Origin of the sequence: Nostoc sp., assembly GCF_036919595.1 — a bacterium.
In the GTDB taxonomy this organism is placed as follows: Bacteria; Cyanobacteriota; Cyanobacteriia; order Cyanobacteriales; family Nostocaceae; genus Nostoc.
Genome location: NZ_JBALCO010000066.1, coordinates 1 through 22,759, shown reverse-complemented (window position 1 = coordinate 22,759; position 22,759 = coordinate 1). Strand labels below are relative to the sequence as shown.

Here is a 22,759-nt window from a genome sequence, read left to right as displayed (position 1 = left end):
TTAATGTGCGATCGCGTCAAAATGATTGAAAGCAATATCCACCCTACTGAATAAATTATTACACAGCACTCTTGTACAGACGCGTAGACGCTCGGAGAGCGGCTTCTCTTAAGAAGATAATCGCGTCTTTTACTCAGCACTATTTTACACTTTCCCAAACCGCCGCTCCCGTTGCTGGTAGGCACACAAAGCACGGTGAAACTCAGCGCGGTCAAAATCTGGCCAGAGAGTATCGGTAATGTAAATTTCTCCATAAGCCATTTGCCAGAGCAGGAAATTTGAGAGGCGCATTTCTCCACTTGTGCGAATTAACAAATCTGGGTCAGTAATTCCTGCTGTGTACAAGTGGCTCTCAAATACTTGTTCATCAATTTCATCGGGTTGTAGCAGACCTTGTTGGACTTGTTTTGCGATCGCCTGACAAGCTTGTAAAATCTCCTGCCGTCCGCCATAATTAGTTGCCACCGAAAACCGGATACCACGATTATCCTTAGTTTCTGCCATTGAACGGGATATTTCTTGTTGGAGCGATCGTGGCAAGTCTTGCAAATTTCCCACAAACTTAATTTGAACATTCTTTTCGACCATTTCCCGCAGTTCTTGGCGCAAAACTCTTTGAAACAGAGTCATCAAAAAATCCACTTCTTCCTGCGGTCTTTTCCAGTTCTCTGTTGAAAAAGCATAAGCCGTCAGCGCCTGAATTCCCCAATCCTGACAACAGCGAAGTAAATCCTTGAGAGCATCTACTCCTCGCTTATGACCCATAATCCGGGGCAACCCCTGACGTTTAGCCCATCGACCATTGCCATCCATAATCACCGCAACATGCTGCGGCAATAGTTCTCGTTTTAAGTCAGTAGGCAAATCTTGCAATTTAGTTTGTTGTGCTGTCATTTTTTATCTCGAGAAGCGGTCGATGGTAATCTGAGTAAACGTGAAACCAGTGCTAGTGTTTTCCCACCTATCTGACGTACAAAACTCAACACACCAGGAGCAACAGCTTCCCTATCCACAGTTGGAGACAAAAGAGCCTCTTCTAATGACTCTTTGAGTTTTTTAATCGTCAGCCGTCTATTTAGGGTTCCTCGTTCCGCTAAGGAAATGGAACCCGTTTCTTCAGATACAACGACACAAATGCAATTTTCGACCCGCTCAGTAATTCCCATTGCCGCTCGGTGGCGTGTTCCTAACTGGCGCGAGGCTGTGCGTCCCGAAAGTGGTAAAATTATACCCGATGACACAAGCCGTGAGCCACGAATCAATGTTGCTCCATCGTGTAACAAAGTTTTTGGCTGAAAAATTGTTTGGATCAGTTCTTTAGAAACCTCCGCATTTAGCTTTACTCCTGGCACAGAAAAATCTCGCTCATCAATTTGCCCTGTGGTTTCCAAAATTAGTAAAGCTCCAATGCGGTTTTTTGACAATTCTTTAACAGCCTCAACAATTTCATCAATTACACTATCAGATTTAGGGATTGCCAGCCGATCGGGTTGAAACAACTGGCGGAATTCGCCACGCCCCAATTGTTCCAAAAACCGTCGAAACTCTGACTGTAAAGCAACTGCCATTGCTACAGCACAACCAATCACCAACTTTTCCAGTACAAAACTTAGCAGAGGTAGTCCTAATCTGCCACTTAGTGTTGAGGCAAGCATTAAGATAATGAATCCCCGCACCATCCACAGTGTCCGGCGCTCACTAATAATAATTAGTATCATGTATGTCAGCGCCAGCACTAACACAATATCCAGAGTCCCAAGTAGCAAGGACTGTGACCATCCTAGGTTTGTCAGCCATTGCTTCCACCAATCTCTCATGACATCTGGATTAAACTTTTGCCTCTAATTACGGTTATGAGTTGGGAGTGAAGAGTTATGAGTTATGAGTTATGAAAAAACCTTTAATTGACAACTCCTAACTCCTAATACCAATTCTTTGTGAAACTGCACAAAATCAAGCTTGGTCACACTTGGGGCAAAATCCCCAAGTTCTGGAGCACCCTTATAGATAATCGGTATAACTCCTAATTCCTAACTTTTAACTCCTAACTCTTGACTTTTGAGTCTTTCTGGTAGGCGATCTTGTCGAATTAAGTCTTGATAAGTTTCACGTTGCAAAATTAAATTTGCTTCGCCATTCGTCACTACAACTGCTGCCGATCGGGGCAAGCGATTGTAGTTAGATGCCATACTGTAATTGTACGCACCAGTTCCCATAACTACGAGAATATCTCCTGGTTCAGTTTTTGGGAGTAGTGCATTTTTAATCAGAATATCTCCTGATTCACAATGTTTCCCAGAAATTGTGACTGTTTCGGTTAAAGGAGAAGACATTTTATTAGCAACTACTGCCCGATAAACTGATTGGTAAGTAATTGGGCGAGGATTATCGGACATTCCCCCATCGATCGCTACGTAGGTACGAATTTCTGGGATAACTTTGGATGAACCAATAGTATAGGCAGTGACGCAAGCTGTGGCAATTAGCGATCGCCCTGGTTCACTAAGTAATTTCGGCAAAGGCAGATTTTCGGCTGCACAAGCTTCTTGGATTACTTCACAAATTGCCTTCACCCACTCTTCAATGCTGGGGGGATCGTCTGATTCTGTATACTTAATCCCCAAACCGCCACCAACATTTAACTCTGTAATATTTAAACCATACTTTGTGGCATCCCGCAGCCACTGCACCATGACAGCGGCCAAATCTTGATGCGGTTGACGCTCAAAAATTTGGGAACCAATATGAGCGTGTACCCCTACACACTCAAGGGCAGGTTGTTGACTAACAAAAGTAAACACTTCATCTAAATCGTTGGGATCAAAGCCAAATTTGCTATCTAAATGTCCCGTACGAATATATTCATGGGTGTGACACTCAATACCCGGAGTTAGCCGTAGCATGATCCGGATTGCTTGAGTAGGTTGGGCTATTTCGACAAGGGTACGCAACTCGTGCCAGTTATCCGCCACAATGGTAACACCAGACTTGATCGCTAAAATTAGTTCTTCACGAGATTTATTATTTCCATGAAGGTAGATTTTATTGGGACTAACACCCGCTTGCAGGGCGGTGTAAAGTTCGCCTCCAGAAACTACATCGATTCCTAGCCCAACAGAAGCTGTGATCGCACAAACTGCTAAACAATTCCAAGCTTTTGAGGCATACAATACTTGAGATTCGCCCTTATAGTACTGTTTGAAAGCATCTCGGTATTGCTGACAAGCCGAACGCAGGGTTTCTTCATCTAAAATATATAAAGGTGAACCAAACTGCTCAACTAGGGTTGTGACATCACACCCACCAATTTCTAGAAGGTCATGGTTATGAACTTTGGCACTCAAGGGTAAAAGTTCTTGATTAGGCGATGGATTTGCGTTGGTGTCGTATTTTTGAGGTAAATATTGACTTCCAGAATGTTGAACCCCAGTAGGGTGAGTCGATACCATAAATATAAAAGTTGTCCTTGTTCAAATTACGGGCTTTGAATTCGTCTCCCGATTCCCAGTTTACAAAGGGTTTGTAATCTTATTCAATAAATGTGATCTCATCAGACTTAGAAATTAAATTACTGACACCAAAAAATCTCAGTGCAATACTAGAACTCGATCAAGCCTGTTTTGGCGGACTTTGGACTCTGGAGGGCTACAAACGAGAATTGGATAGTCCCAACAGCGATTTACTCGGTTTATTTTCCCGGTTCTCTACCATAAGTTTGCTAGGAATGGGTTGCTTTTGGTCAATTCTAGAGGAAGCCCACATTACAATTTTGGCAGTTCATCCCCAATATCATCGTCAAGGTTTGGGTGCAGCTTTACTATATTCACTCATTAAGACAGCTTGCGATCGCGGTTTGGAGCGAGCTACCCTCGAAGTCCGAGCTTCTAACTTGGCGGCAATATCTTTATATCAAAAATTTGGCTTCAAAACAGCTGGGCGGCGACGGCGTTACTACCAAGATAACGGTGAGGATGCGCTAATCCTTTGGATGTCAGATCTGCAACACCCCCAATTTAAAAAGACTTTGGACAATTGGTATACCTTAGTTAGCGATCGCTTGGACAAATCCTCTTGGCACTTGCTTTTTAAGTAAGAGAGGTAGGCGAGAATAAATCAAACTATGTTAATTAATGTAAAAAATGTGGAATTTAACTTGTAGTGTTCGCGTAAGGTCTTTTATAAAGGGCTTTAGCCCTACTTCGAGGCTGAATCCTTACCTACAAATCTTTAATTATTTACGCTGCTCTACTTCGTTAGGGGTTATTAATTTTGAATTATCGAGGCTTGTGATCAGCTTCAGCAAAAAAATGTAACTTTGCTGCGCTTATTTATATTGAAATATTTCATAACAAAAATAATAACTATAAGTAAAACCTATATATAATTTTTAGTGATTGAGATTTCAAGAAAAATATGTTATTAATAAAAGTTTGGGATTGAGTAAAGAAACTCTTAATGTAAGTAGTCAGCTATTTGTAATAAATCCCAAAAACGCTGGTGAACTAAAGCTCCTCAGTACACTAACTACATAAAAGTAGTCAATAGTTAACAATCAGCCCATCAACCCAAGTCATAGCTTCAGGATGTCTATAATCTGTTATACAGGCATCCAAAAGCTTTGCCTGTGCTAAAATCAGCATACCGGCACGACCGCAGATGATGGGATAAAGCCATGTTTGAGCGCTTCACAGAAAAAGCCATTAAGGTAATCATGCTGGCCCAAGAAGAGGCCCGCCGTTTAGGTCACAACTTTGTCGGAACCGAGCAGATCCTCCTGGGTCTGATTGGCGAAGGCACTGGAGTGGCTGCCAAGGTGCTGAAATCAATGGGCGTCAATCTCAAAGATGCCCGAATTGAAGTTGAAAAAATTATAGGACGGGGATCAGGCTTTGTTGCCGTGGAAATTCCGTTTACGCCACGGGCAAAGCGAGTTCTAGAACTCTCCTTGGAAGAAGCACGCCAACTGGGGCATAACTACATTGGCACCGAGCATCTGCTGTTGGGCCTAATCCGCGAAGGGGAAGGCGTCGCAGCCAGGGTGCTAGAAAACCTCGGTGTGGATCTGTCTAAGGTAAGAACCCAAGTCATCCGCATGTTGGGAGAAACTGCCGAAGTTTCACCAGGCGGTTCATCCGGGCGCACAAAAACCCCGACTCTGGATGAATTTGGCTCAAATCTGACCCAGATGGCAATAGACAATAAGCTCGATCCGGTGGTGGGACGCGCCAAGGAAATTGAGCGAGTGATTCAGATATTAGGTCGCCGAACCAAAAATAACCCAGTGCTGATTGGGGAACCAGGGGTTGGTAAAACTGCGATCGCTGAAGGTTTAGCTTCACGCATTGCCACTAAAGATATCCCTGACATCCTAGAAGATAAACGCGTCGTCACGCTAGATATTGGTTTGCTCGTAGCAGGCACCAAGTATCGGGGTGAATTTGAAGAACGCTTGAAAAAAATCATGGATGAAATCCGCTCTGCGGGTAATGTCATTCTCGTGATTGATGAGGTACACACCTTAATTGGTGCAGGTGCGGCAGAAGGTGCGATTGACGCAGCGAATATCCTCAAGCCAGCTTTGGCAAGAGGTGAGTTGCAGTGCATCGGAGCTACAACCCTAGATGAATACCGGAAGCACATCGAGCGAGATGCAGCGCTAGAGCGGCGTTTCCAACCAGTGATGGTTGGCGAACCCACGGTTGATGAAACAATTGAAATTTTATATGGTTTGCGCGAACGCTACGAGCAACACCACAAACTGAAAATCTCCGACGAAGCATTGGTAGCGGCGGCGAAGTTATCAGACCGTTACATTAGCGATCGCTACCTCCCAGACAAAGCCATCGACTTGGTTGATGAAGCTGGTTCTAGGGTGCGCTTGATTAACTCCCAGCTGCCACCAGCAGCCAAAGAGTTAGACAAAGAACTGCGTCAGATATTAAAAGAAAAAGATGACGCGGTGCGCTCTCAAGACTTTGACAAAGCTGGAGAATTGCGCGATCGGGAAATGGAAATCAAAGCCGAAATCCGGGCGATCGCTCAAAGCAAGACCAATGCAACTGGCAATGAAGGTGAAGAACCTGTAGTTACAGAAGAAGACATTGCCCACATTGTCGCTTCTTGGACTGGGGTACCGGTGAATAAACTCACCGAATCTGAATCTGAAAAGCTGTTGCACATGGAAGACACCTTGCATCAGCGTTTAATTGGTCAGGATGAAGCTGTCAAAGCAGTTTCACGGGCAATTCGTCGCGCTCGTGTCGGTTTGAAAAATCCCAATCGACCCATAGCTAGCTTTGTCTTCTCTGGGCCTACTGGTGTGGGTAAAACTGAGTTAGCGAAGTCCTTGGCTGCTTACTTCTTCGGTTCCGAAGAAGCGATGATCCGCTTGGATATGTCGGAATACATGGAGCGTCACACCGTCAGCAAGCTGATTGGTTCGCCTCCAGGTTATGTTGGTTATAACGAAGGTGGTCAGCTGACCGAAGCCGTGCGGCGGCGTCCTTACACCGTGGTGTTGTTCGACGAAATCGAAAAAGCACACCCCGATGTCTTCAATATGCTGCTGCAAATTTTGGAAGACGGTCGGTTAACTGATGCCAAAGGTCGCACGGTAGACTTCAAGAACACCTTGCTGATTTTAACTTCCAATATTGGTTCTAAGGTAATTGAAAAAGGCGGTAGCGGTATCGGCTTTGAATTCTCCGAAGATGCCAGCGAGTCAACTTACAACCGGATTCGCTCTTTGGTGAACGAAGAATTGAAGCAGTACTTCCGTCCAGAGTTCCTCAACCGACTCGATGAAATTATCGTCTTCCGTCAGTTGAGCAAGCCTGAAGTCACTCAAATCGCGGAAATTATGCTCAAGGAAGTATTTGGTCGTCTGACTGAAAAGGGTATCACCTTAGAAGTTAGCGATCGCTTCAAGGATCGGTTGATCACTGAAGGTTACAGTCCCAGCTACGGCGCAAGGCCATTACGTCGGGCAATTATGCGCCTGTTAGAAGATAGCCTAGCAGAAGAAATTCTGTCTGGTCGTATCAAGGATGGCGATACAGCCCTTGTTGATGTAGATGAAAATGGCGTTGTGCAAGTTAGTTCTCAACAGCGTCGGGAATTATTACCCCAAGGCGTTGAGTAGGATTTGGGATTTGAGTCTCAAATAGAAAATTATAAAACGGTAGAGTATTTATTGCTCTACCGTTTTTATTTATAGCTATTTTGCTACCCACAAATTGTAAGATATAGCAATAGCGAGATGAGTTAGGACGCCAAACGTAAGACAGATTCCATAGCCTCTCGAAGAGTGTCAAAATGCTGGATTTGTTTGCGGATTCGACTCTTGAGCCATGACCAGCATTTCTCAATTCGGTTGATGTCTGGGGAATAAGATGGCAAATACAAGACTTCACAGCCAGCCTCTCGAATCAACTGTTCAATACGCCTACCTTTATCCCTCTTGTGTCACTCTCCGGAAACTTTTGCCATTTCTGAATTCTAGAGCTTTTGTATAGTAGGCGCTCGCGCGATTCTTTTCTAATAACAAATACAAGACCAATTTTTTTCTAGTAGTATAGCTTGTATTGGTTGCCTCATGAGACTTCTAGCGATCGCCCTCGCGGAAAGTGACAGAAGAGGGATATTCAACAAATTCATTCTTTTTTAAACGTAAGCAAAACTTTACACCCCATTGCTGGAGCTTCTTTGCCAGTTTTACCGAGCAAAATTCTCTATCACCTAATACACATACTTTATAGTTTTGAAAAAATGGCATTACCTGAGACAATAAATCTTGTTGTTCAGAGATGTTACTACTACCCAATTTTGACAACAATGTGAAATATATGCATGATTGACGCTGGCATTCTGAGCGATCGCACCATACGCCGCTTTTTAACATTGCAGAATCTGGGGTACAATACCGCCTTACAGTGGTTGAGATGATTATCCAGATTTTAGATATGCGTCTATTCCGAGAAAAAGAATGGTTATTTAGCTTACTGGTAATATCTCTAGTTCTATGGCTGATATTTTTGGGAAACTCCCCTTTACGAGATTGGGATGAAGGTACTGTGGCACAGGTTGCGCGTGAAATTTGGCGTGCCCCACTTGGTTCAATGCATTGGCTTTACCCCACCTTAGGAGGTGAACCTTATTATAATAAGCCACCCCTGATGCACTTGCTAATTGCTTGGACTTACTCCATTGGAGGCGTGAATGAGTGGACAACACGTCTACCGGGTGCAGTGTTAACTGCCTTGGGAGTGCCTTTGCTTTATTTGGTGGGATGTTTGCTTTTTAACCAAAGTTTACCAGCTCTGTTTGCCGCTTTAGTTTACCTGACGATGTTGCCTGTGTTGCGTCACGGACGGCTAGCAATGCTAGATGGTACAACTATTACCTTTTTCTTGGTGTTGTTGTTTTGTTTGCTAAAAGCACGTCAGAATCGGCGGTATGCTCTAGGTGTGGGATTTTGTCTAGGGTTAATCACTCTAACTAAAGGGATGATAGTTTTGTTGCTAGGGGCGATCGCTTGTTTATTCCTGATTGCAGATCGGCAGTTTGCTTTGTTAACAAGCCCCTATTTATTAGTAGGAATGTTTTTCGGAAATGCACCAGCGATCGCTTGGTTTGCTGCTCAATGGCAACATTATGGTGAAAATTTCTTCCAAGTGAATTTTCAAGCACAAACTTTTGATCGCCTTGCACAATCTGTTGATGGTCATAGTGGGCCTCCCTGGTACTATTTAATTGAATTAATTAAGTATAGTTTTCCTTGGCTATTATTTTTACCGGGAGGTTTTTATCTAGCTTGGAAAAAACGTCATACTACCTGGGGTTCACTAATTATTATTGGCACAATTGTTTATTTAGGAACCATCTCTTTAATGAGAACTAAACTCCCGTGGTATATTATGCCTCTATATCCATTTTTAGCTTTGGCAATTGGTGCTAAACTTAGCGAAATTTGGCAGCACGGTCATTTTAGGGTGCGAAGTTGGACAATATTTCTGGCTATTATTGCTTTTGCTGGTTTAGGAGGTTGTGTCTACTTTATTATTGCAAATAAAGAGCCTATTTTAATAGTCATGAGTATTGTTTTGGCAATAAGTATGACCACCGCAGCTTGGCTAATTCAACAGCGCGATCGCAACTTTATTCCAGTCTTATTTACAGGGATGTATTTAGTTTTAGTACTATTGATGAGTTCGCAATCTTGGATTTGGGAATTAAAGGAAGCTTTTCCAGTCAAGCCAGTAGCAGACTTAATTCGGGCAAATGTTTCACCAGGAACACAAATTTATACCTCCTTTGCTTATGGGCGTCCTAGTTTGGACTTTTACAGCGATTGCAAGGTAACTGCTGCAACTGTGCCACTTTTACAACAAATGTTATCTAATAAATCTTATTTGCTATTAGACAATGCAGCTTTACAGCAAATCAATTTAACTGGTAGTAAAATTCTAGGAGCAGTTAACGGATTTACACTAATTACAAAAAATTAATTATACTAAAAGCCATAGATTCCAGACTTCTTTAAGAAGTCCGGCATCTTATCTATAAGTAAACCACCAATGAGTGATATTATCAACCTAAGCTACCCAAAGATTACAAGCAAATCGAATAGAAAATGTGAACATTACTATTCCAAAAAAGTACATAATTGGGTATCCCCAACGAGGATATTGGGTAAGTAATAACCCGAATGCCATTGACAAGGATATAATACCGTAAGCGTAGCGTTCAGCCGAGAGTGTAATCCCAGTGTTTAAAATTAAAGCTAAAGAAGAAAACCCATAGACAACAGTAACAAGAGGAATTTTAGTGCGTGATAACCATAGTAAATAGATCCCACCAAAAACTAGTGTAATTTTCAATAATTCATCTACTGTCAATAGCCACAACAATAGCCATAAAAAATATAATCCATAGCGGAGTTTAATCATTCCTAGATGTAAACGAAAGCGCCATAATAAACAACCGCTAACAATAATTATTAAAAATAATAACGGATACAAAGGGTCTTTAATATAGCCAGATTTCAAATTAGTTAAACCTAGCGTAATTTGCATCACCATCTTCCACCAACCTTCCCAAGCAAATCCTGTTGCATCACCACGCCATGCTTTTTGTGCATGGATGAAAGCCAAAGCGTCACCAAATTGAATTTGACAATAAAGACTGTACAAAGATATACCCAAACCAACAGTAAAACTGGCAATATAGGCTTTTATACCTCTACGTTCTTTCCAAGAAACAAACAGAAAAGCGGGGATAAGAGCAACTCCAGGTAGTCGCGTCGCTGTAGATAATGCTCCCCAGAATGCTGCCCAAATATATTGCTTTTTATCAAAAGCTCGTAAAGCAGATGTAGTACATAACAAAAACAGACCTTCAGTGTAAATTACGGTTCCATAAAGGGAATAGGGACACCATGCTAAAGTAGCTGTTGCCCATCGTGCTGTGGTTGTGCTGTAAAGCTCCTGTACCCAAAAATAAAGTATGATCAAGGCAGCTAAAAAAGCCGCATTATTAACTAATATACCTGCCACTTTAAAAGGCAAGCCGATGAACATAATTATCCGGCTTAACAATGGAAATAAAGGAAAAAATGCAACTGTATGCATTTCATTCACGTTACTGGAAAAATCGTAACCATAAGTCACAATTTTTTCATACCAAACACTATCCCAAGCAGAGAAAACATCCCAACTAAACGTGGCAGCAACACCATCTGATGAACTTGGAAACAATGGGGCAATCAGTAACATAGCGAGAACTATTAGAAGTCTACTAGACAACCATATTGCTATAATAAAAAATAAGTCAGTAGCCAAAATTTTTTTATTTATACTCATCTTTGTAGATAGGTAAATTAACTTTTAATTGAGATTTTAGCAAAAGTTAGCTTTGAATTTTGGATAAATAATCTCACAATTTCGTACAATGTACCAGAGTGTAAAACCTAAATATATAGAAAACAATTGGATATATAGAAGTACCTAAATTGCCAAAAAATGAGGACATTTGCACAACGATAGCCACCCAACGATATTGGGAAAAGTAAAAGGCAAACATTAGATAAAATATATCAGCAGGATAGATATATCTGTCCTGCATTTCGAGCAGGATATATGGGAGAAATAAAGCTGATATAGTGGCTAAGTATGTTAATCTGTTCTGAGTAATTTTTTGTCTACTTTTATAAAAAACATATGACAATAAAAATCTTGCAGATATACTTAAAGTTAAACCTATCGGAACAAGAATATTATAAAAGTTACTGAGAACCCATTGATAAAGATTAGGTGCGTTTTTAGCGAGTTCTTTATATTTATTAGCTTGGTTACAGTATATTAACTCCCGCATCAACAAACGTTCTAGCTGGCTAAATTTTATTCCACTCAATGGGGTGAAAGTGAAAAGTTACTTTTTAGTAGTATACCGTTTTTAGATGGTAAGGAATATTTAAATCTTTACCAAGATTTTTGCAATTTTATGGTCCTCCACTTTAATTTGTAAGCTCCAATCACGAATTATATTCCCTTTCTTTTATCTTCTTAGAAAGTTGAGATGCTAGCGTGCCTAAACCTAATTTCTTAAGTAATAAATATTTATATGTTTCCCAGGTAGACACACGAAATGTACTTTTGAATAACCATGCATCATTATCAACTGTAAAGGGAGTTGCAACCTTAGCTACAAGAAACGAAGAAGTATTATCTGAAGCTGAGACTAGCTCTTCCCAATTAGTAGGCTGTTCTTTACCCCAATTAAAAATTTCTTTTAAACTCACGACTTCTAAAAGTTCCCTTCTCATTAAACATGCTGAATTTCCAAAATATTGAATGGGATGAGAAAAAACATCACTTGCAAAATAATCTTTACCTGGACCCCACTGTCCCCCAGCACTTCTATCTACATGCATTAAATTTATTCCCAAAATATTTTTATCTTCATTAAGAATAGTAAGACCATGTTCCAAGATATTAATACAGTCTTGATGTGTTCCCACTATTTGAATATCGTCATCCAGATGTAAAATATAATTAGATTTACAAAGATTCAGACTAATAAGAATTCCAAAATTACTATGAGGAGGATGGCTGATAGTATTATATCTTACAGAATCAAAATGATTGATTTGATTGGATGATTGAAGTAACTTCATCCCATTTAAATCAGGACTACTATCATCTAAAAATATTTTTTCAGCAAAAGGAAGCTTTAGTACTTTAGCCCAGCTTTGTATAGCACGACGAACAATCACTGAGCGGTAATCGCGTAAAGACTTAATATATGAGCATGTAGAAAATGATGTTTTTTGCCACAAATCATTTCTGATATTTTGCATATTCTGCATTTTTTTATCCTTTCATATTGTATTTAGAGCAAAGGTTAGAGTATACACCATTAACATAATTTTTTCCTAAATTCGATTTTACTACGAATCTGCAAAACAATTGTGACGCCTGCGTCAGCCTTTTCGCTTAATTTAACAATACTCCGGACAGTTTTCGCCCCAATGCATAAAAAAGCCACTTATTGTTGTACGCTGCAAATAGTTCAAAAAAAGCATACTGCTAGATCAGCTATGAATATGGTAAAAACGATACTTGCCCAAATGGGTAATTTTGCAAACCTGATCATAAATACTTAGTAGCTTTATTTACTATTATTAAGATTATGTGGGGAAAAGTGAACTTCACACATCTAAGTCGCTACAGTCAAATCTTGGAGAAGACCTACCGACGACAGTTTAGCCAAGGCTTTGAGTTTGTGGAATTAAATCGGCGAGTAATTGAACAGGCAATGCTTTCAACTTGCCTAAATTAGAGGTAACACAAAAACAGCTTGTAGACAAAGAACCTTGATTTATTTAATAAGGCAGTTTTTATGAAAATAGCATATATAATTTTGGCACATAAATATCCGCAACAATTAGTACGTCTTATTTGTAAACTAAACACAAATGATGTTTCATTTTTTATACATATAGATAAAAAAGCGGATTATAAAATTTATCATCACGTACTGACTCAACTCAAGGATTTTCCAAATGTCTCTTTCATAAAGAGATACGATTTAGCATGGGGAAGTTTTGATATTGTCAGAGCTAGTCTTAAAGGAATAAAATCAATAGTTGAAACAGGTACTGACTTCGATTATATTATATACTTATCGGGTCAAGACTATTTGATTAAGTCAAATGAACAGATTAAGAAGTTTCTCCAAGAAAATAAAGGTAGAGAATTTTTAGAGTATTTTCCACTACCTTGTGATAAATGGTACAAAGGAGGTTTAACAAGATTAGAATCTTGGTATATTCGTTGGAAAGATAAGGATTTTTTTATCGCAAAAAAGCGTGAGTTTAAATCTCGCATTAACTCTTTTTTATATTCATTGTTGATTTTGCTTTTACCGAAAAGACATGAATTTCCTGAAGGCTTTGCTCTTTATGGAGGTTCAGCATTTTGGTGCTTAACAGGAGAATCCATAAAATGGATAAATGATTTTGTTAAGCAAAACCCTAAGTTTGTTAATCGTTTTAATTACACTTATTGTCCAGATGAATTGTTTTACCAGATCCTAATTGTAAATTCACCTTTTAAGGATAAAATTATTAACACTCGCTTGACATATCTAGAGTGGTCTAACGTTAATTCGCTTCACCCCAAAATTTTAGAAAAAAATGATTTTGATAAAATTAGAGACTCAGAAAAATTATTTGCCAGGAAGTTTGATATGACTAGAGACCCGGATATATTAGATATGATTGATGAAATGATATTGAGTCAATCTTAACTTGCAAATAAATTTTGAATTTTGGTCGTAGAAAAGAAATAATAAATGTTCCCGACTATTGAACTTTGGACAAAAAAGAGTGGTTTGGGTAAAATATCCGCAAACCAAACGTAATTTCCAGAACACTCAGATGATTGCTCAAGGTTGACATTGCTCCAGCCGCCATTGTTTGGCAAGCGGACAGTCCAGCAGTTTGCGTAAGATATTAAGACAAAGTGCCTTTTGTCAATCAGTTTAAATACTCAAAAAATTGATAATAAAAATGATGATCGCCACTTTCGAGGAGGATAGAGGACAGAGGGATATTTTCTTTCTTTGCGTCAGTGTATCGATTATAGTGATTGCTGTTATTAAAGAGTCCTAAGCAATTTATAGTGAGAGTTGTCTGTAAATCCTTAAGCAATTGTGAAAGCGATTACTCTCGTTGGTTCCACTGGTTCTATTGGTACTCAGACTTTAGATATTGTCACTCAGTACCCAGATCAGTTTCGGATTGTGGGATTGGCAGCTGGGAACAATGTAGAGATGTTGGCTGCTCAAATTCGGCAGTTTCGACCGAAAATAGCAGCAATCTGCTCAGAAGATAAATTACCAGCGCTCAAAGAAGCTCTCATTGACCTCGATACCCAACCGATTTTACTGGCAGGTGATGCCGGAGTGATAGAAGTCGCTCGCTACGGCGATGCCCAAACCGTTGTCACTGGTATCGTTGGTTGTGCTGGTTTGTTACCCACGATCGCAGCTATTGAAGCTGGTAAAGATATTGCCTTAGCTAACAAAGAAACCCTGATTGCTGGGGCCCCTGTGGTTCTACCCCTAGTTGAAAAACACAGTGTAAAATTACTCCCAGCTGATTCCGAACATTCCGCAATCTTTCAATGCCTCCAAGGTGTGCCAAAGTCTGGCTTACGGAAAATTTTGCTCACTGCATCTGGTGGGGCTTTCCGGGAATGGGATGTAGAAAAGTTAGCAGATGTAACCGTTGCTGACGCCATCAAGCATCCTAATTGGTCGATGGGGCGGAAAATCACGGTAGACTCTGCTACTTTGATGAATAAAGGACTGGAAGTAATTGAGGCTCACTTTCTGTTTGGGTTGGATTATGACAATATCGAAATTGTCATTCATCCCCAGAGCATTATTCACTCGCTGATTGAACTGCAAGATACTTCAGTTTTAGCCCAACTCGGTTGGCCAGATATGCGCTTACCCTTACTGTATGCTCTATCTTGGCCCGATCGCATATATACAAACTGGGAATCATTAGATTTAGTCAAAGCTGGAAATTTAACCTTCAGTGAACCAGATCACCAAAAGTATCCTTGTATGCAGTTGGCTTATGCTGTGGGTAAGGCTGGTGGTTCGATGCCAGCTGTGTTAAATGCCGCAAATGAGCAAGCTGTGGCTTTATTTTTATCAGAAAAAATTCGGTTTTTAGATATTCCCCGGTGTATCGAATGGGTGTGCGATCGCCATCAAAATGATAACCGTGCTAATCCCTCTTTAGATGACATTTTGGCAGCAGATAAATGGGCAAGACAAGAAGTTTTAACCGCGACTGAAAAGTTAGAAACTGACTCACGGATAATTTCTCTGCGATAAAAACCTTTAGTTGAGATTGGACTGGGGATCAGAAATTGATGTTTAGTCCCCAATTTTTAATTCCCAGCGTCTAATCCAATTAATATGGAAATCATTTCACCTTATGGCAAAAACATAGTCACCATACAAAAAGTTAATAAATTGAAGATAGTCGGTGGCTTCCGGATCAGCCATCAGTTTTATGTATATTTATAATTTATCTCCAAAAAAAAATTAAAAATCTTTACAGAAAATTTGCAAAAAAAGCAGCATTTTACATCAATAATTATCTCATTTTTAAAGTAAAATATTATCAAGCTAATTATCACAAAAAAACCCATCATAGTGGATATTAAAAATTGGGTTCAGCATCTTTTATACCAATGATTGTTACCAAAACAAAATTTACTCTTTCTGAAAAAACACACTCTAAGATAAAGGCAATTATTAAGGAATTAATATATGATTGCTACGCTGATTGTAGCTTGGATAGTCTTCATAATATTGTGGAAGCTGCTGAAAGCAACCGTGAGCAATGCATTGACTATTGCGGCAATTCTTATTTTATTAAATATTGGTTTTGGCATTACTCCACAAGATATTTGGCATTACGTAACGCAGTTTGCTCAAAACCTGTCGCAGATCCAAAGTGGCAAGTAAAAATCGATACTTAACTTTTGCTAATAAAAGGTGAAGTATAAAATATGAAATGACAAAATTTTTAACTTTGATGCAACTACTGTCAAAGTTTCTGCGGTGTTTACAACCTTTCTTGGTCAATTATTATTTAATGCTGAAATCTTAGCCAACGCATCCTTAAAACTCGGCGGCAACTGACGCATAATCTTGCCTCTTTCGCGATCTAAAGCTACTAAAGTCACTTTGGCAGTGACGTACAATTGTTGTCCATCAGTTGAGACAATGGCATAATCCCAATTGATTCGGACGCCAGTTACCTCAGCCATGCGGGTTTTTACCACCACTGCCATACCCAATTGAATTGAACGATGATAGCGCACCGATAGTTCTACAACTAGTAAATCGCACCCTATAGAGACTAAATCAACAAATTCAATCCCTATAGATCGCAAGCATTCAATCCGCGCTTCTTCCATCCAAGCTATATAGGAACCGTGCCAGACAAGACCGGCATAGTCAGTGTGATGGGGTTGCACTCTGACAGGATATTCAAACCAATTCCCAAATTCATGACTTGATGGATTGTCAAGGGCGCTAGTTGGTGGTAGTTTTGGTTGGCTGGGTTTTTCTTCTGACATTTTTAATTTCCTAAGCACCTATAAATTTTCAAATCATTGAATAGCATAAAAATTAATTGCGTTGCCGGACTTCTTAATTTAATATTTACACTTTCGAGTATAGGGAGTATTTTGGTATGCAGCCTAATCTCCAGTATGTTAGTGTTGTTACTTTTACTTTACTTAGTTTACTAGGTTTCGGGATGGCTTACCCAGAAAATAACCATGTAAGCAAAAATGCAAAGTTGAGGTATGATTTCGGAGAAAAAGCTCAAGCTTTACCCAAGAATAATCAGCTCTCAGAAATTGAAAGGCTCAACGAAGAGGCTATCAAAGAATCTCGGCAAGAGCAATCGAAAGAAGCGTTGCAGAGATTACAAAAAGCATTAGCCATCAGCAGAGAACTTGGAGAACGCTCTTGGGAAGCCGTAACACTCAATAACATTGGCAAAATCTACCAAAGTAAAAGAAAGTATCCCGAAGCACTTCAATCCTATCAGCAAGCCCTATTAATTAATAAAGAACTTGGGGATCTGGTTCGACTTGGTAAAACCTACAGTAATATAGGTTACTTCTTTGATATCCAAAACCAACCAGAGTTAGCAATTTTTTTCTATAAGCATTGCTTGATTAATCGTCAGAAAGCTCGCTTGAATCCATCAGCACTGAGTGCGCCACAACCAGATGTTTATAGCATAACTGTCAGCCAGACATATCGCATTTTGGGTGAACGATAACTCAAACAAGAACGTGTTGCTGAAGCGCAAAGGACAATAGATTTACTCAAAGTTGAAGAACTAGAGGAATATCTCCAAAATGTGTCAGGTAATCAACTATTTTATTCGGGAATGGCGATCGCGTTAATTTTAGAAATGTCGCCACTTGGTCACTCCCCCATGTAGATTTGGTAGTGTTGAGCGCCTGTGAAACCGGCTTGGGAGGCAAGTTAGGTAACGGTGAGGAAATTTTGGGCTTTGGCTATCAGATGCAACAAACCGGCGCCAGAGCCGCGATCGCCTCGCTGTGGTCAGTGGATGATGGTGGTACACAAGCACTTATGAGTGCTTTTTATGGTATACTCTCTACTGAGAAGTTTACTAAAACTGAAGCTTTACGACAAGCTTAAGTCTCATTAATTACCGGAAACTGGAAGGCAATAAGTCATAATATACCCGCAGCAGCAGTTAATGACTTTAGTCATCCGTACTATTAGGCACCTTTTATTTTGATTGGTAATGGACAATAGAAATAAAAATTTATAATTAGGGAAAACACACAGTCAAGCAAATATAATGATAGTTGCTACTGCCTAGATTCACCAGCTGACCTTAGTAACCCGCAACATCCGCGATTTCGATAGCTGCGATATTCCATTACTGAATCCTTTTACATAGCCTTAACGAAAACTGCGATCAAGTTTTGATGATATTTTGGGCAAAGAGGAGCGCCCAACTACCCAACCTCTGACTTTGGTGTGTTTTAACACCTTCCAGCTAAAGGCTTAAAATCCTGCTTGTGAGGTTTTGGCAGATAGAAAAAAATATGCGATGGGCCAGCCACGAGCTAATCACTTAATGGTAATGGAGAATAGCTAAGAGCGATCGCCAACTAAGCCACCATTACCAATTACCGATAATCAATTTCTAATTTGCGATCGACCTTTGGAACCTTAATACTTCTTGGCAAGAGTTTTAGAGCCTGTATCAGTTTGCATAGATTGCTTGACAAGATTAGCCAGTTCGTCTAATTGGCTAATTGCCTCCGCACCTTCTAACTTCATTAATTCGCGGTCATCCCGCATTTCCGTCCAAGTAATCCCGTAATCAGACACTAAAAACCGAATTAGATGGTTATCACCCAAGCCAACCATAAACGATGCACTATTCATTTGGTCGCCACAGGTATAGCAGGATGCAAGATACCCACGCCGCTCTAGTACAGTCGCCAAAGCTTGCAGGTTCATTACCAAGTCTTGGACGAATTGTCGATGTTGATGTGCTAGTCTCAGAAACACTTTTGTCCTCCAGACACCACAGTAAGTTGAGTCTCTTTTATATTTTCTTTAGATTTTCTCATCCACTGGTATTGTAGACTATTCATTACAATTACCAGACAAATGATATTGAGTCGTTAATTGACTACCTTGTTTAGGGTAGTGGATCGGGATTTTGAGCGCCGTATCAAACTATTCAGTTTGCAAATTCAAAATATCGGACAGAATTGCTAAATTTAACTATATCTTTATACATTTCTGCCAGGGTAGATTCTTACAAGAAGCGATCCGCTTTTAGAGTAACTTAAATCTCGCACTAGTAAAGTACGGAAATGCTACATATTTCGTTTTTAGAAGCGACGGACAGCCAAATTTACTATTATTAGAGGCTAAAACGTAGTTTTACATCGTTCTAGTGTCTTTTTTAGATGTTTGAACTGGTCTTTTTTTAACGTAGATTTTATATTGATAAATGATTAGGTATACCAAATTCGTTCCTCCCGTATATATAAAGTTGAGCAGATGACAGTGCAAATTTTAGATACAGTACTAAAACTAGATTAAGTATAGTCCTTTATACAGAGTTTACCTCATGTAAATAATAGATAAGTCTAAGTGTAAAATCCACAATGGATCAACTCAACACTGACAATACCTAAACTCAGCAGAGCAATGTTGCCATTTAGGCAATATTTTCAGCTATTTTGGCTCAAAAAGTTGTACCAACCAAAGCACAGAAATTTTACGTAGCAATGGCTATTCTACCCTGCTGACAGGTAAGTGGCATTTGACTCAGACTTGCGATCGCACCGCCACCGCTTCATTTAATTCCTAGCCATTATACCAATTCACGAAAACCCTGATACAGATAGATTTCTCATAGGGGCATGGCAATGCCCCTAGCAACGTATTTGTATCATTATTAAAGTGAAATGGTATTACAACGGGGGTTTTAACATTTCTTTGGCTTCTTAGATAGATTGGAACATCCCCAGACACCCCATATTCTCTACGAAGACAATAAACATATTTTAGTTGATCGTCATCCTGAAAATTTCCTCACTACCGATTACTGGACACAAAGAGCGATCGCATTACTCAAACAACCAAAAACCAAGTCAATAGACAAGCTATTTTTCTTGTATTTTGCCAAGAATGCTGTTCACTCAACGTTTAATATTAGTGTCACGAAACATTACTTGTAGTGCTAACAAGTTTTTCCCCTTTCAACATCCGCGCCGCAGCTTCGAGGAGAGCTTCTTCAAGATAGGGCTTGGTAAAGTAGCCACTAGCACCGAGTTGAGCTGCAATTTGTCTGTGCTTGTCTGCACCCCGTGAGGTGAGCATAGCGATCGGTAAGTGGTTGAGGTTAGAGTCTTTCTGAATGCGAGAGAGTAACTCCAGACCATCGCAGCGGGGCATTTCGATGTCGCAAAATACAATATCACAAGGCAGACCGGAGCGGAGTTTATCCCAAGCTTCCTGTCCATCACGCGCCTGTTCTACGCGATAACCTGCTTTGTTAAATGTCAGGGATAGCAATTCTCGGACTGTAATTGAGTCATCGACTATCAGCACTGTTGGATCAATTTTCGCAGGAGAGGTGTCTGCGGGAGTAGCTTTCTGTTGCCAAGAATTGCCACCAATTTGTGTAGAAATCCGTCCTTGGAAAATGTCAATTATTTCCAGCACGTCAGCAATAGGCATAATGCGGCCATCACCCAGGACTGTAGCACCAGCTACACCAATGGGTTTAGGTGCTGGCCCTTCAAATTGCTTAATTACAATTTCTTGTTCGCTCAACACCAGGTCAATCTGTAGAGCAATTAGGGTATTTGCCGATCGCACTACCACCACAGAGACCATATCATCATCTCTGGTGCCGCCATAGACATTGCCGCGACTGATTTGGCGATTGAAGGTTAAAAGTTCCTTCAGAGGTCGGAATGGCAGTACCGTATCGCGCCAGGAAATAAACGATTGCCCATTGGCATCGTGTTGGATATTTTTGACTGGTATATCCAACGTATCTTCTACACCGTCCATCGGGAAGGCAATTCTAGCTCGATCAGAGACACAGCAGAGAGCTTTACAAATACTCAGAGTCAGTGGCAGACGAATGGTGAAGGTGGTTCCCTTACCGAGCGCAGAATCAGTGTTCACTGTCCCCCGAATTTCACTAATCTCGGAACGCACTACGTCCATACCCACACCACGACCAGAAATTTCATCTGCTTGGTCTTTGATCGTAAAACCAGACTGGAACAGCAGATCGTAGACTTCCAGGCGAGACATGGCTTTTGCCTGTGCTTCCGTAATCATGCCAATCTTCACTGCCTTAGCCTTAACCCTTGCTGAATCTATACCTGCGCCATCATCGCCTACAGAAATGATCGTTTGGTTGCCTTGGTGGAAAGCACGGATAGTAATGATTCCCACAGATGGTTTACCAGCACCTTGTCGTTCTTCTGGCGTTTCAATACCGTGAGCGATCGCATTATTCAGCATATGAGTCAGCGGATCGGTAAGATGATCCAAAATCATCTTGTCAATTAAGGTATCACCACCTTCGATCACCAACTCAACTTGTTTGCCACACTTAATGGCATTGTCGCGCACTCCTCGCCGCCAGCGATCGATAGTTTGGGCAAAATGCACCATTCGCGCTCTTGTTAATCCCTCTTGTAGCTGGGTGGTTACTTGGCGGAACTGCCTTGCTACTCGCTCAGTTTCTTCGGTGACAAAATCAATGTCACTTGCCGACTCACGCACTCGCACAATCCGCTCAATCATCTGCTGTGAGAGTGTATGGAAGGGAGTAAAACGATCCATTTCTAACTCGCTAAAACCCCTATCGGCATTGGAATCAGGCGCTTGAAAGCCGGAGTCTTTCTTTTTGCGTCCAGCTAACAGAGAGGCTTCCAGTAGCGATCGCTCGTACAACTCTTGCATCCTTGCGCCCACATCTGAGAGTTGTTGTACCTGAATCAGCAAGTTATCTAATGACTGCCGCAGCCGTTCATGATCCTGCTCTAAGGTATTGCGATTTACCACCAACTCCCCAACTAAATTACTCATATCGTCCAGTTGCTTAACTGGAACCTTCATCGTTTCTTCAAATCTTGTAGCCCGACGAGTAGAGGGGCGGGGAGTTTTGCTGGTGTTAGATTTTAGTAATGGTGAATGGGATATTGTTTGATCTGCTTCTGCCAGCAACTTTTCCAAATCACCAAATTCATCTTTTATGGCTGGTGATGGAATGGGATTATTAGCCAAGACTGGCTGAGTATCGAAGGGCTGGCGTTGGGGTAGCCCGTCGTAGGCATTGCTGTCGTTATCTGTAGCTAGCAATTCTTCTAAGGCTGCAAAATCTGCTTCTGGTATTGAGGTAGCTTTGGGGTTAAGTGCTACTTCCTCTTGTAGTAATGCTTCCAAGTATGCAAATTCATCTTCTAGAGCAACTATTTCAATGGTTTCTGTCGTTACTAATTCTTCGGTTGAGGTAACAATAGCATTTTCTTCCTCTAACACTAATGCAGCTTCAGATGTCTCTCCTTGATCCCATAAATCAGTTTCTACATCTTCCTGAATAACCGTTTGTGTGAAATCATTAACAGCTTGTGAGTCAATTTTTGCCGCATTTTCTTCTAATTCTTCCTGGGTTTTTGCTTCTGATAGAGCAGTTTCTGTAAACAATAAATCATTTGAATAACTAGGCTCAGTACCCTCAAAATCTGTATTTTCTGTGAACTCAAAGGCAGTTTCTAAATTATTGCTCGGCTCAGTACCTAAAACTTCTGGGCTTGTCTGAGCTAAATCTGAAGTTTCACCAAAATTGATATCTAAAGAAGTTTCTGTAGCTTCTTGTTCATCCACAGTATTATCTGTGGTTTCCATCTGAATATAGGTGGAGTCTGTGGCTACATCTTCAAACAGCAGTTGCAGATTTTCATCGAAAGAGCCGAACAAATCACCAGGCTGTGCTTGGGGTGAATCTGAAGTTTCACCAAAATTGATATCTAAAAAACTTTCTGTAGCTTCTTGTTCATCCACAGTATTATCTGTGGTTTCCATCTGAATATAGGTGGAGTCTGTGGCTACATCTTCAAACAGCAGTTGCAGA

Annotated in this window: 17 protein-coding genes and 3 pseudogenes; 10 read left to right on the top strand and 10 right to left on the bottom strand. The window is 40.5% G+C overall.

Features of this window, described 5'->3' with window-relative positions:
* Positions 1 to 144: 144 nt before the first annotated feature.
* The 3 genes from V7K21_RS09010 to lysA all read right to left on the bottom strand — a co-directional run bounded on the left by V7K21_RS09010 (position 145) and on the right by lysA (position 3,449).
* Positions 145 to 894: an isoprenyl transferase gene (locus V7K21_RS09010; RefSeq protein ID WP_273766939.1), complete on the bottom strand. Its 750-nt coding sequence runs from the start codon at positions 892 to 894 to the stop codon at positions 145 to 147.
* On the bottom strand, positions 891 to 1,817 hold the full coding sequence (gene cdaA / locus V7K21_RS09005) for a diadenylate cyclase CdaA (RefSeq protein ID WP_335173465.1): 927 nt from the start codon (positions 1,815 to 1,817) through the stop codon (positions 891 to 893). Before cdaA ends, V7K21_RS09010 begins: the two co-directional genes overlap by 4 nt.
* 213 nt (positions 1,818 to 2,030) lie before the next feature.
* Positions 2,031 to 3,449 (bottom strand): diaminopimelate decarboxylase, encoded by a 1,419-nt coding sequence (gene lysA, locus V7K21_RS09000; protein ID WP_335173463.1) that lies wholly within the window; start codon positions 3,447 to 3,449, stop codon positions 2,031 to 2,033.
* A gap of 92 nt (positions 3,450 to 3,541) precedes the next feature.
* On the opposite strand from lysA, the gene rimI reads away from it, so the two are divergent.
* The gene (gene rimI, locus V7K21_RS08995; protein WP_335173461.1) at positions 3,542 to 4,093 is read left to right on the top strand and encodes a ribosomal protein S18-alanine N-acetyltransferase; all 552 of its coding nucleotides are present in this window, start codon (positions 3,542 to 3,544) and stop codon (positions 4,091 to 4,093) included.
* 579 nt (positions 4,094 to 4,672) lie between these two features.
* Positions 4,673 to 7,141, top strand: coding sequence for an ATP-dependent Clp protease ATP-binding subunit (locus V7K21_RS08990; protein ID WP_335173459.1), 2,469 nt, complete (start codon positions 4,673 to 4,675; stop codon positions 7,139 to 7,141).
* Between the two features lie 122 nt (positions 7,142 to 7,263).
* Here V7K21_RS08990 and V7K21_RS08985 read toward each other — a convergent pair.
* A pseudogene (locus V7K21_RS08985) lies at positions 7,264 to 7,452 on the bottom strand (transposase); the annotation flags it as partial.
* Between the two features lie 190 nt (positions 7,453 to 7,642).
* Positions 7,643 to 7,846, bottom strand: a pseudogene (locus V7K21_RS08980) (IS4 family transposase); the annotation flags it as partial.
* A 115-nt stretch (positions 7,847 to 7,961) separates the two neighbouring features.
* Here V7K21_RS08980 and V7K21_RS08975 point away from each other — a divergent pair.
* Positions 7,962 to 9,506, top strand: coding sequence for an ArnT family glycosyltransferase (locus V7K21_RS08975; protein WP_335173488.1), 1,545 nt, complete (start codon positions 7,962 to 7,964; stop codon positions 9,504 to 9,506).
* Between the two features lie 87 nt (positions 9,507 to 9,593).
* Here the strand turns inward: V7K21_RS08975 and V7K21_RS08970 are convergent, their stop codons facing one another.
* Both V7K21_RS08970 and V7K21_RS08965 read right to left on the bottom strand, forming a co-directional pair.
* A complete protein-coding gene (locus tag V7K21_RS08970; protein WP_335173457.1) occupies positions 9,594 to 10,859 on the bottom strand; it encodes a mannosyltransferase family protein in 1,266 nt (421 codons plus the stop codon).
* Positions 10,860 to 11,530: 671 nt separating this feature from the next.
* Entirely contained in the window at positions 11,531 to 12,364 is an 834-nt protein-coding gene (locus V7K21_RS08965; RefSeq protein ID WP_335173456.1) for a hypothetical protein, read from the bottom strand.
* Positions 12,365 to 12,687: 323 nt separating this feature from the next.
* On the opposite strand from V7K21_RS08965, the gene V7K21_RS08960 reads away from it, so the two are divergent.
* The 4 genes from V7K21_RS08960 (at position 12,688) to V7K21_RS08945 (ending at position 16,047) form a co-directional block, all read left to right on the top strand.
* A complete protein-coding gene (locus V7K21_RS08960; RefSeq protein ID WP_335173454.1) occupies positions 12,688 to 12,837 on the top strand; it encodes a hypothetical protein in 150 nt (49 codons plus the stop codon).
* Between the two features lie 60 nt (positions 12,838 to 12,897).
* Positions 12,898 to 13,806, top strand: coding sequence for a beta-1,6-N-acetylglucosaminyltransferase (locus V7K21_RS08955; protein ID WP_335173453.1), 909 nt, complete (start codon positions 12,898 to 12,900; stop codon positions 13,804 to 13,806).
* Between the two features lie 405 nt (positions 13,807 to 14,211).
* On the top strand, positions 14,212 to 15,408 hold the full coding sequence (gene dxr / locus V7K21_RS08950) for a 1-deoxy-D-xylulose-5-phosphate reductoisomerase (RefSeq protein WP_335173451.1): 1,197 nt from the start codon (positions 14,212 to 14,214) through the stop codon (positions 15,406 to 15,408).
* A 441-nt stretch (positions 15,409 to 15,849) separates the two neighbouring features.
* Entirely contained in the window at positions 15,850 to 16,047 is a 198-nt protein-coding gene (locus V7K21_RS08945; RefSeq protein ID WP_334794254.1) for a hypothetical protein, read from the top strand.
* Positions 16,048 to 16,163: 116 nt separating this feature from the next.
* Here the strand turns inward: V7K21_RS08945 and V7K21_RS08940 are convergent, their stop codons facing one another.
* Positions 16,164 to 16,664 carry an acyl-CoA thioesterase gene (locus tag V7K21_RS08940; protein WP_335173449.1) on the bottom strand — a complete coding sequence of 167 codons (501 nt, stop codon included), beginning with the start codon at positions 16,662 to 16,664 and terminating at the stop codon, positions 16,164 to 16,166.
* Between the two features lie 116 nt (positions 16,665 to 16,780).
* Here V7K21_RS08940 and V7K21_RS30635 point away from each other — a divergent pair, with 116 nt between their 5' ends.
* Together V7K21_RS30635 and V7K21_RS30630 are read left to right on the top strand one after the other, a co-directional pair.
* Positions 16,781 to 17,380 (top strand): tetratricopeptide repeat protein, encoded by a 600-nt coding sequence (locus V7K21_RS30635; protein WP_442948862.1) that lies wholly within the window; start codon positions 16,781 to 16,783, stop codon positions 17,378 to 17,380.
* A gap of 92 nt (positions 17,381 to 17,472) precedes the next feature.
* A pseudogene (locus V7K21_RS30630) lies at positions 17,473 to 17,856 on the top strand (CHAT domain-containing protein); the annotation flags it as partial.
* A 456-nt stretch (positions 17,857 to 18,312) separates the two neighbouring features.
* On the opposite strand, the gene V7K21_RS08930 reads toward V7K21_RS30630, so the two are convergent.
* Positions 18,313 to 18,657 (bottom strand): DUF1815 family protein, encoded by a 345-nt coding sequence (locus tag V7K21_RS08930; protein WP_273766912.1) that lies wholly within the window; start codon positions 18,655 to 18,657, stop codon positions 18,313 to 18,315.
* A 959-nt stretch (positions 18,658 to 19,616) separates the two neighbouring features.
* On the opposite strand from V7K21_RS08930, the gene V7K21_RS08925 reads away from it, so the two are divergent.
* A complete protein-coding gene (locus V7K21_RS08925) occupies positions 19,617 to 19,841 on the top strand; it encodes a hypothetical protein (protein ID WP_335173447.1) in 225 nt (74 codons plus the stop codon).
* Here V7K21_RS08925 and V7K21_RS08920 read toward each other — a convergent pair.
* A partial coding sequence (locus tag V7K21_RS08920) for a hybrid sensor histidine kinase/response regulator (protein WP_335173445.1) occupies positions 19,822 to 22,759 on the bottom strand: 2,938 nt, incomplete at its 5' end. The two genes, V7K21_RS08925 and V7K21_RS08920, sit on opposite strands and share 20 nt — an antisense overlap.

Bases quoted from the DNA above. Each gene is read 5' to 3' on its own strand.
- V7K21_RS09010 (WP_273766939.1), bottom strand. From the start codon at position 894: ATGACAGCACAACAAACTAAATTGCAAGATTTGCCTACTGACTTAAAA.
- cdaA (WP_335173465.1), bottom strand. From the start codon at position 1,817: ATGAGAGATTGGTGGAAGCAATGGCTGACAAACCTAGGATGGTCACAG.
- lysA (WP_335173463.1), bottom strand. From the start codon at position 3,449: ATGGTATCGACTCACCCTACTGGGGTTCAACATTCTGGAAGTCAATAT.
- V7K21_RS08990 (WP_335173459.1), top strand. From the start codon at position 4,673: ATGTTTGAGCGCTTCACAGAAAAAGCCATTAAGGTAATCATGCTGGCC.
- V7K21_RS08975 (WP_335173488.1), top strand. From the start codon at position 7,962: ATGCGTCTATTCCGAGAAAAAGAATGGTTATTTAGCTTACTGGTAATA.
- V7K21_RS08970 (WP_335173457.1), bottom strand. From the start codon at position 10,859: ATGAGTATAAATAAAAAAATTTTGGCTACTGACTTATTTTTTATTATA.
- V7K21_RS08965 (WP_335173456.1), bottom strand. From the start codon at position 12,364: ATGCAGAATATGCAAAATATCAGAAATGATTTGTGGCAAAAAACATCA.
- V7K21_RS08960 (WP_335173454.1), top strand. From the start codon at position 12,688: ATGTGGGGAAAAGTGAACTTCACACATCTAAGTCGCTACAGTCAAATC.
- V7K21_RS08955 (WP_335173453.1), top strand. From the start codon at position 12,898: ATGAAAATAGCATATATAATTTTGGCACATAAATATCCGCAACAATTA.
- V7K21_RS08945 (WP_334794254.1), top strand. From the start codon at position 15,850: ATGATTGCTACGCTGATTGTAGCTTGGATAGTCTTCATAATATTGTGG.
- V7K21_RS08940 (WP_335173449.1), bottom strand. From the start codon at position 16,664: ATGTCAGAAGAAAAACCCAGCCAACCAAAACTACCACCAACTAGCGCC.
- V7K21_RS30635 (WP_442948862.1), top strand. From the start codon at position 16,781: ATGCAGCCTAATCTCCAGTATGTTAGTGTTGTTACTTTTACTTTACTT.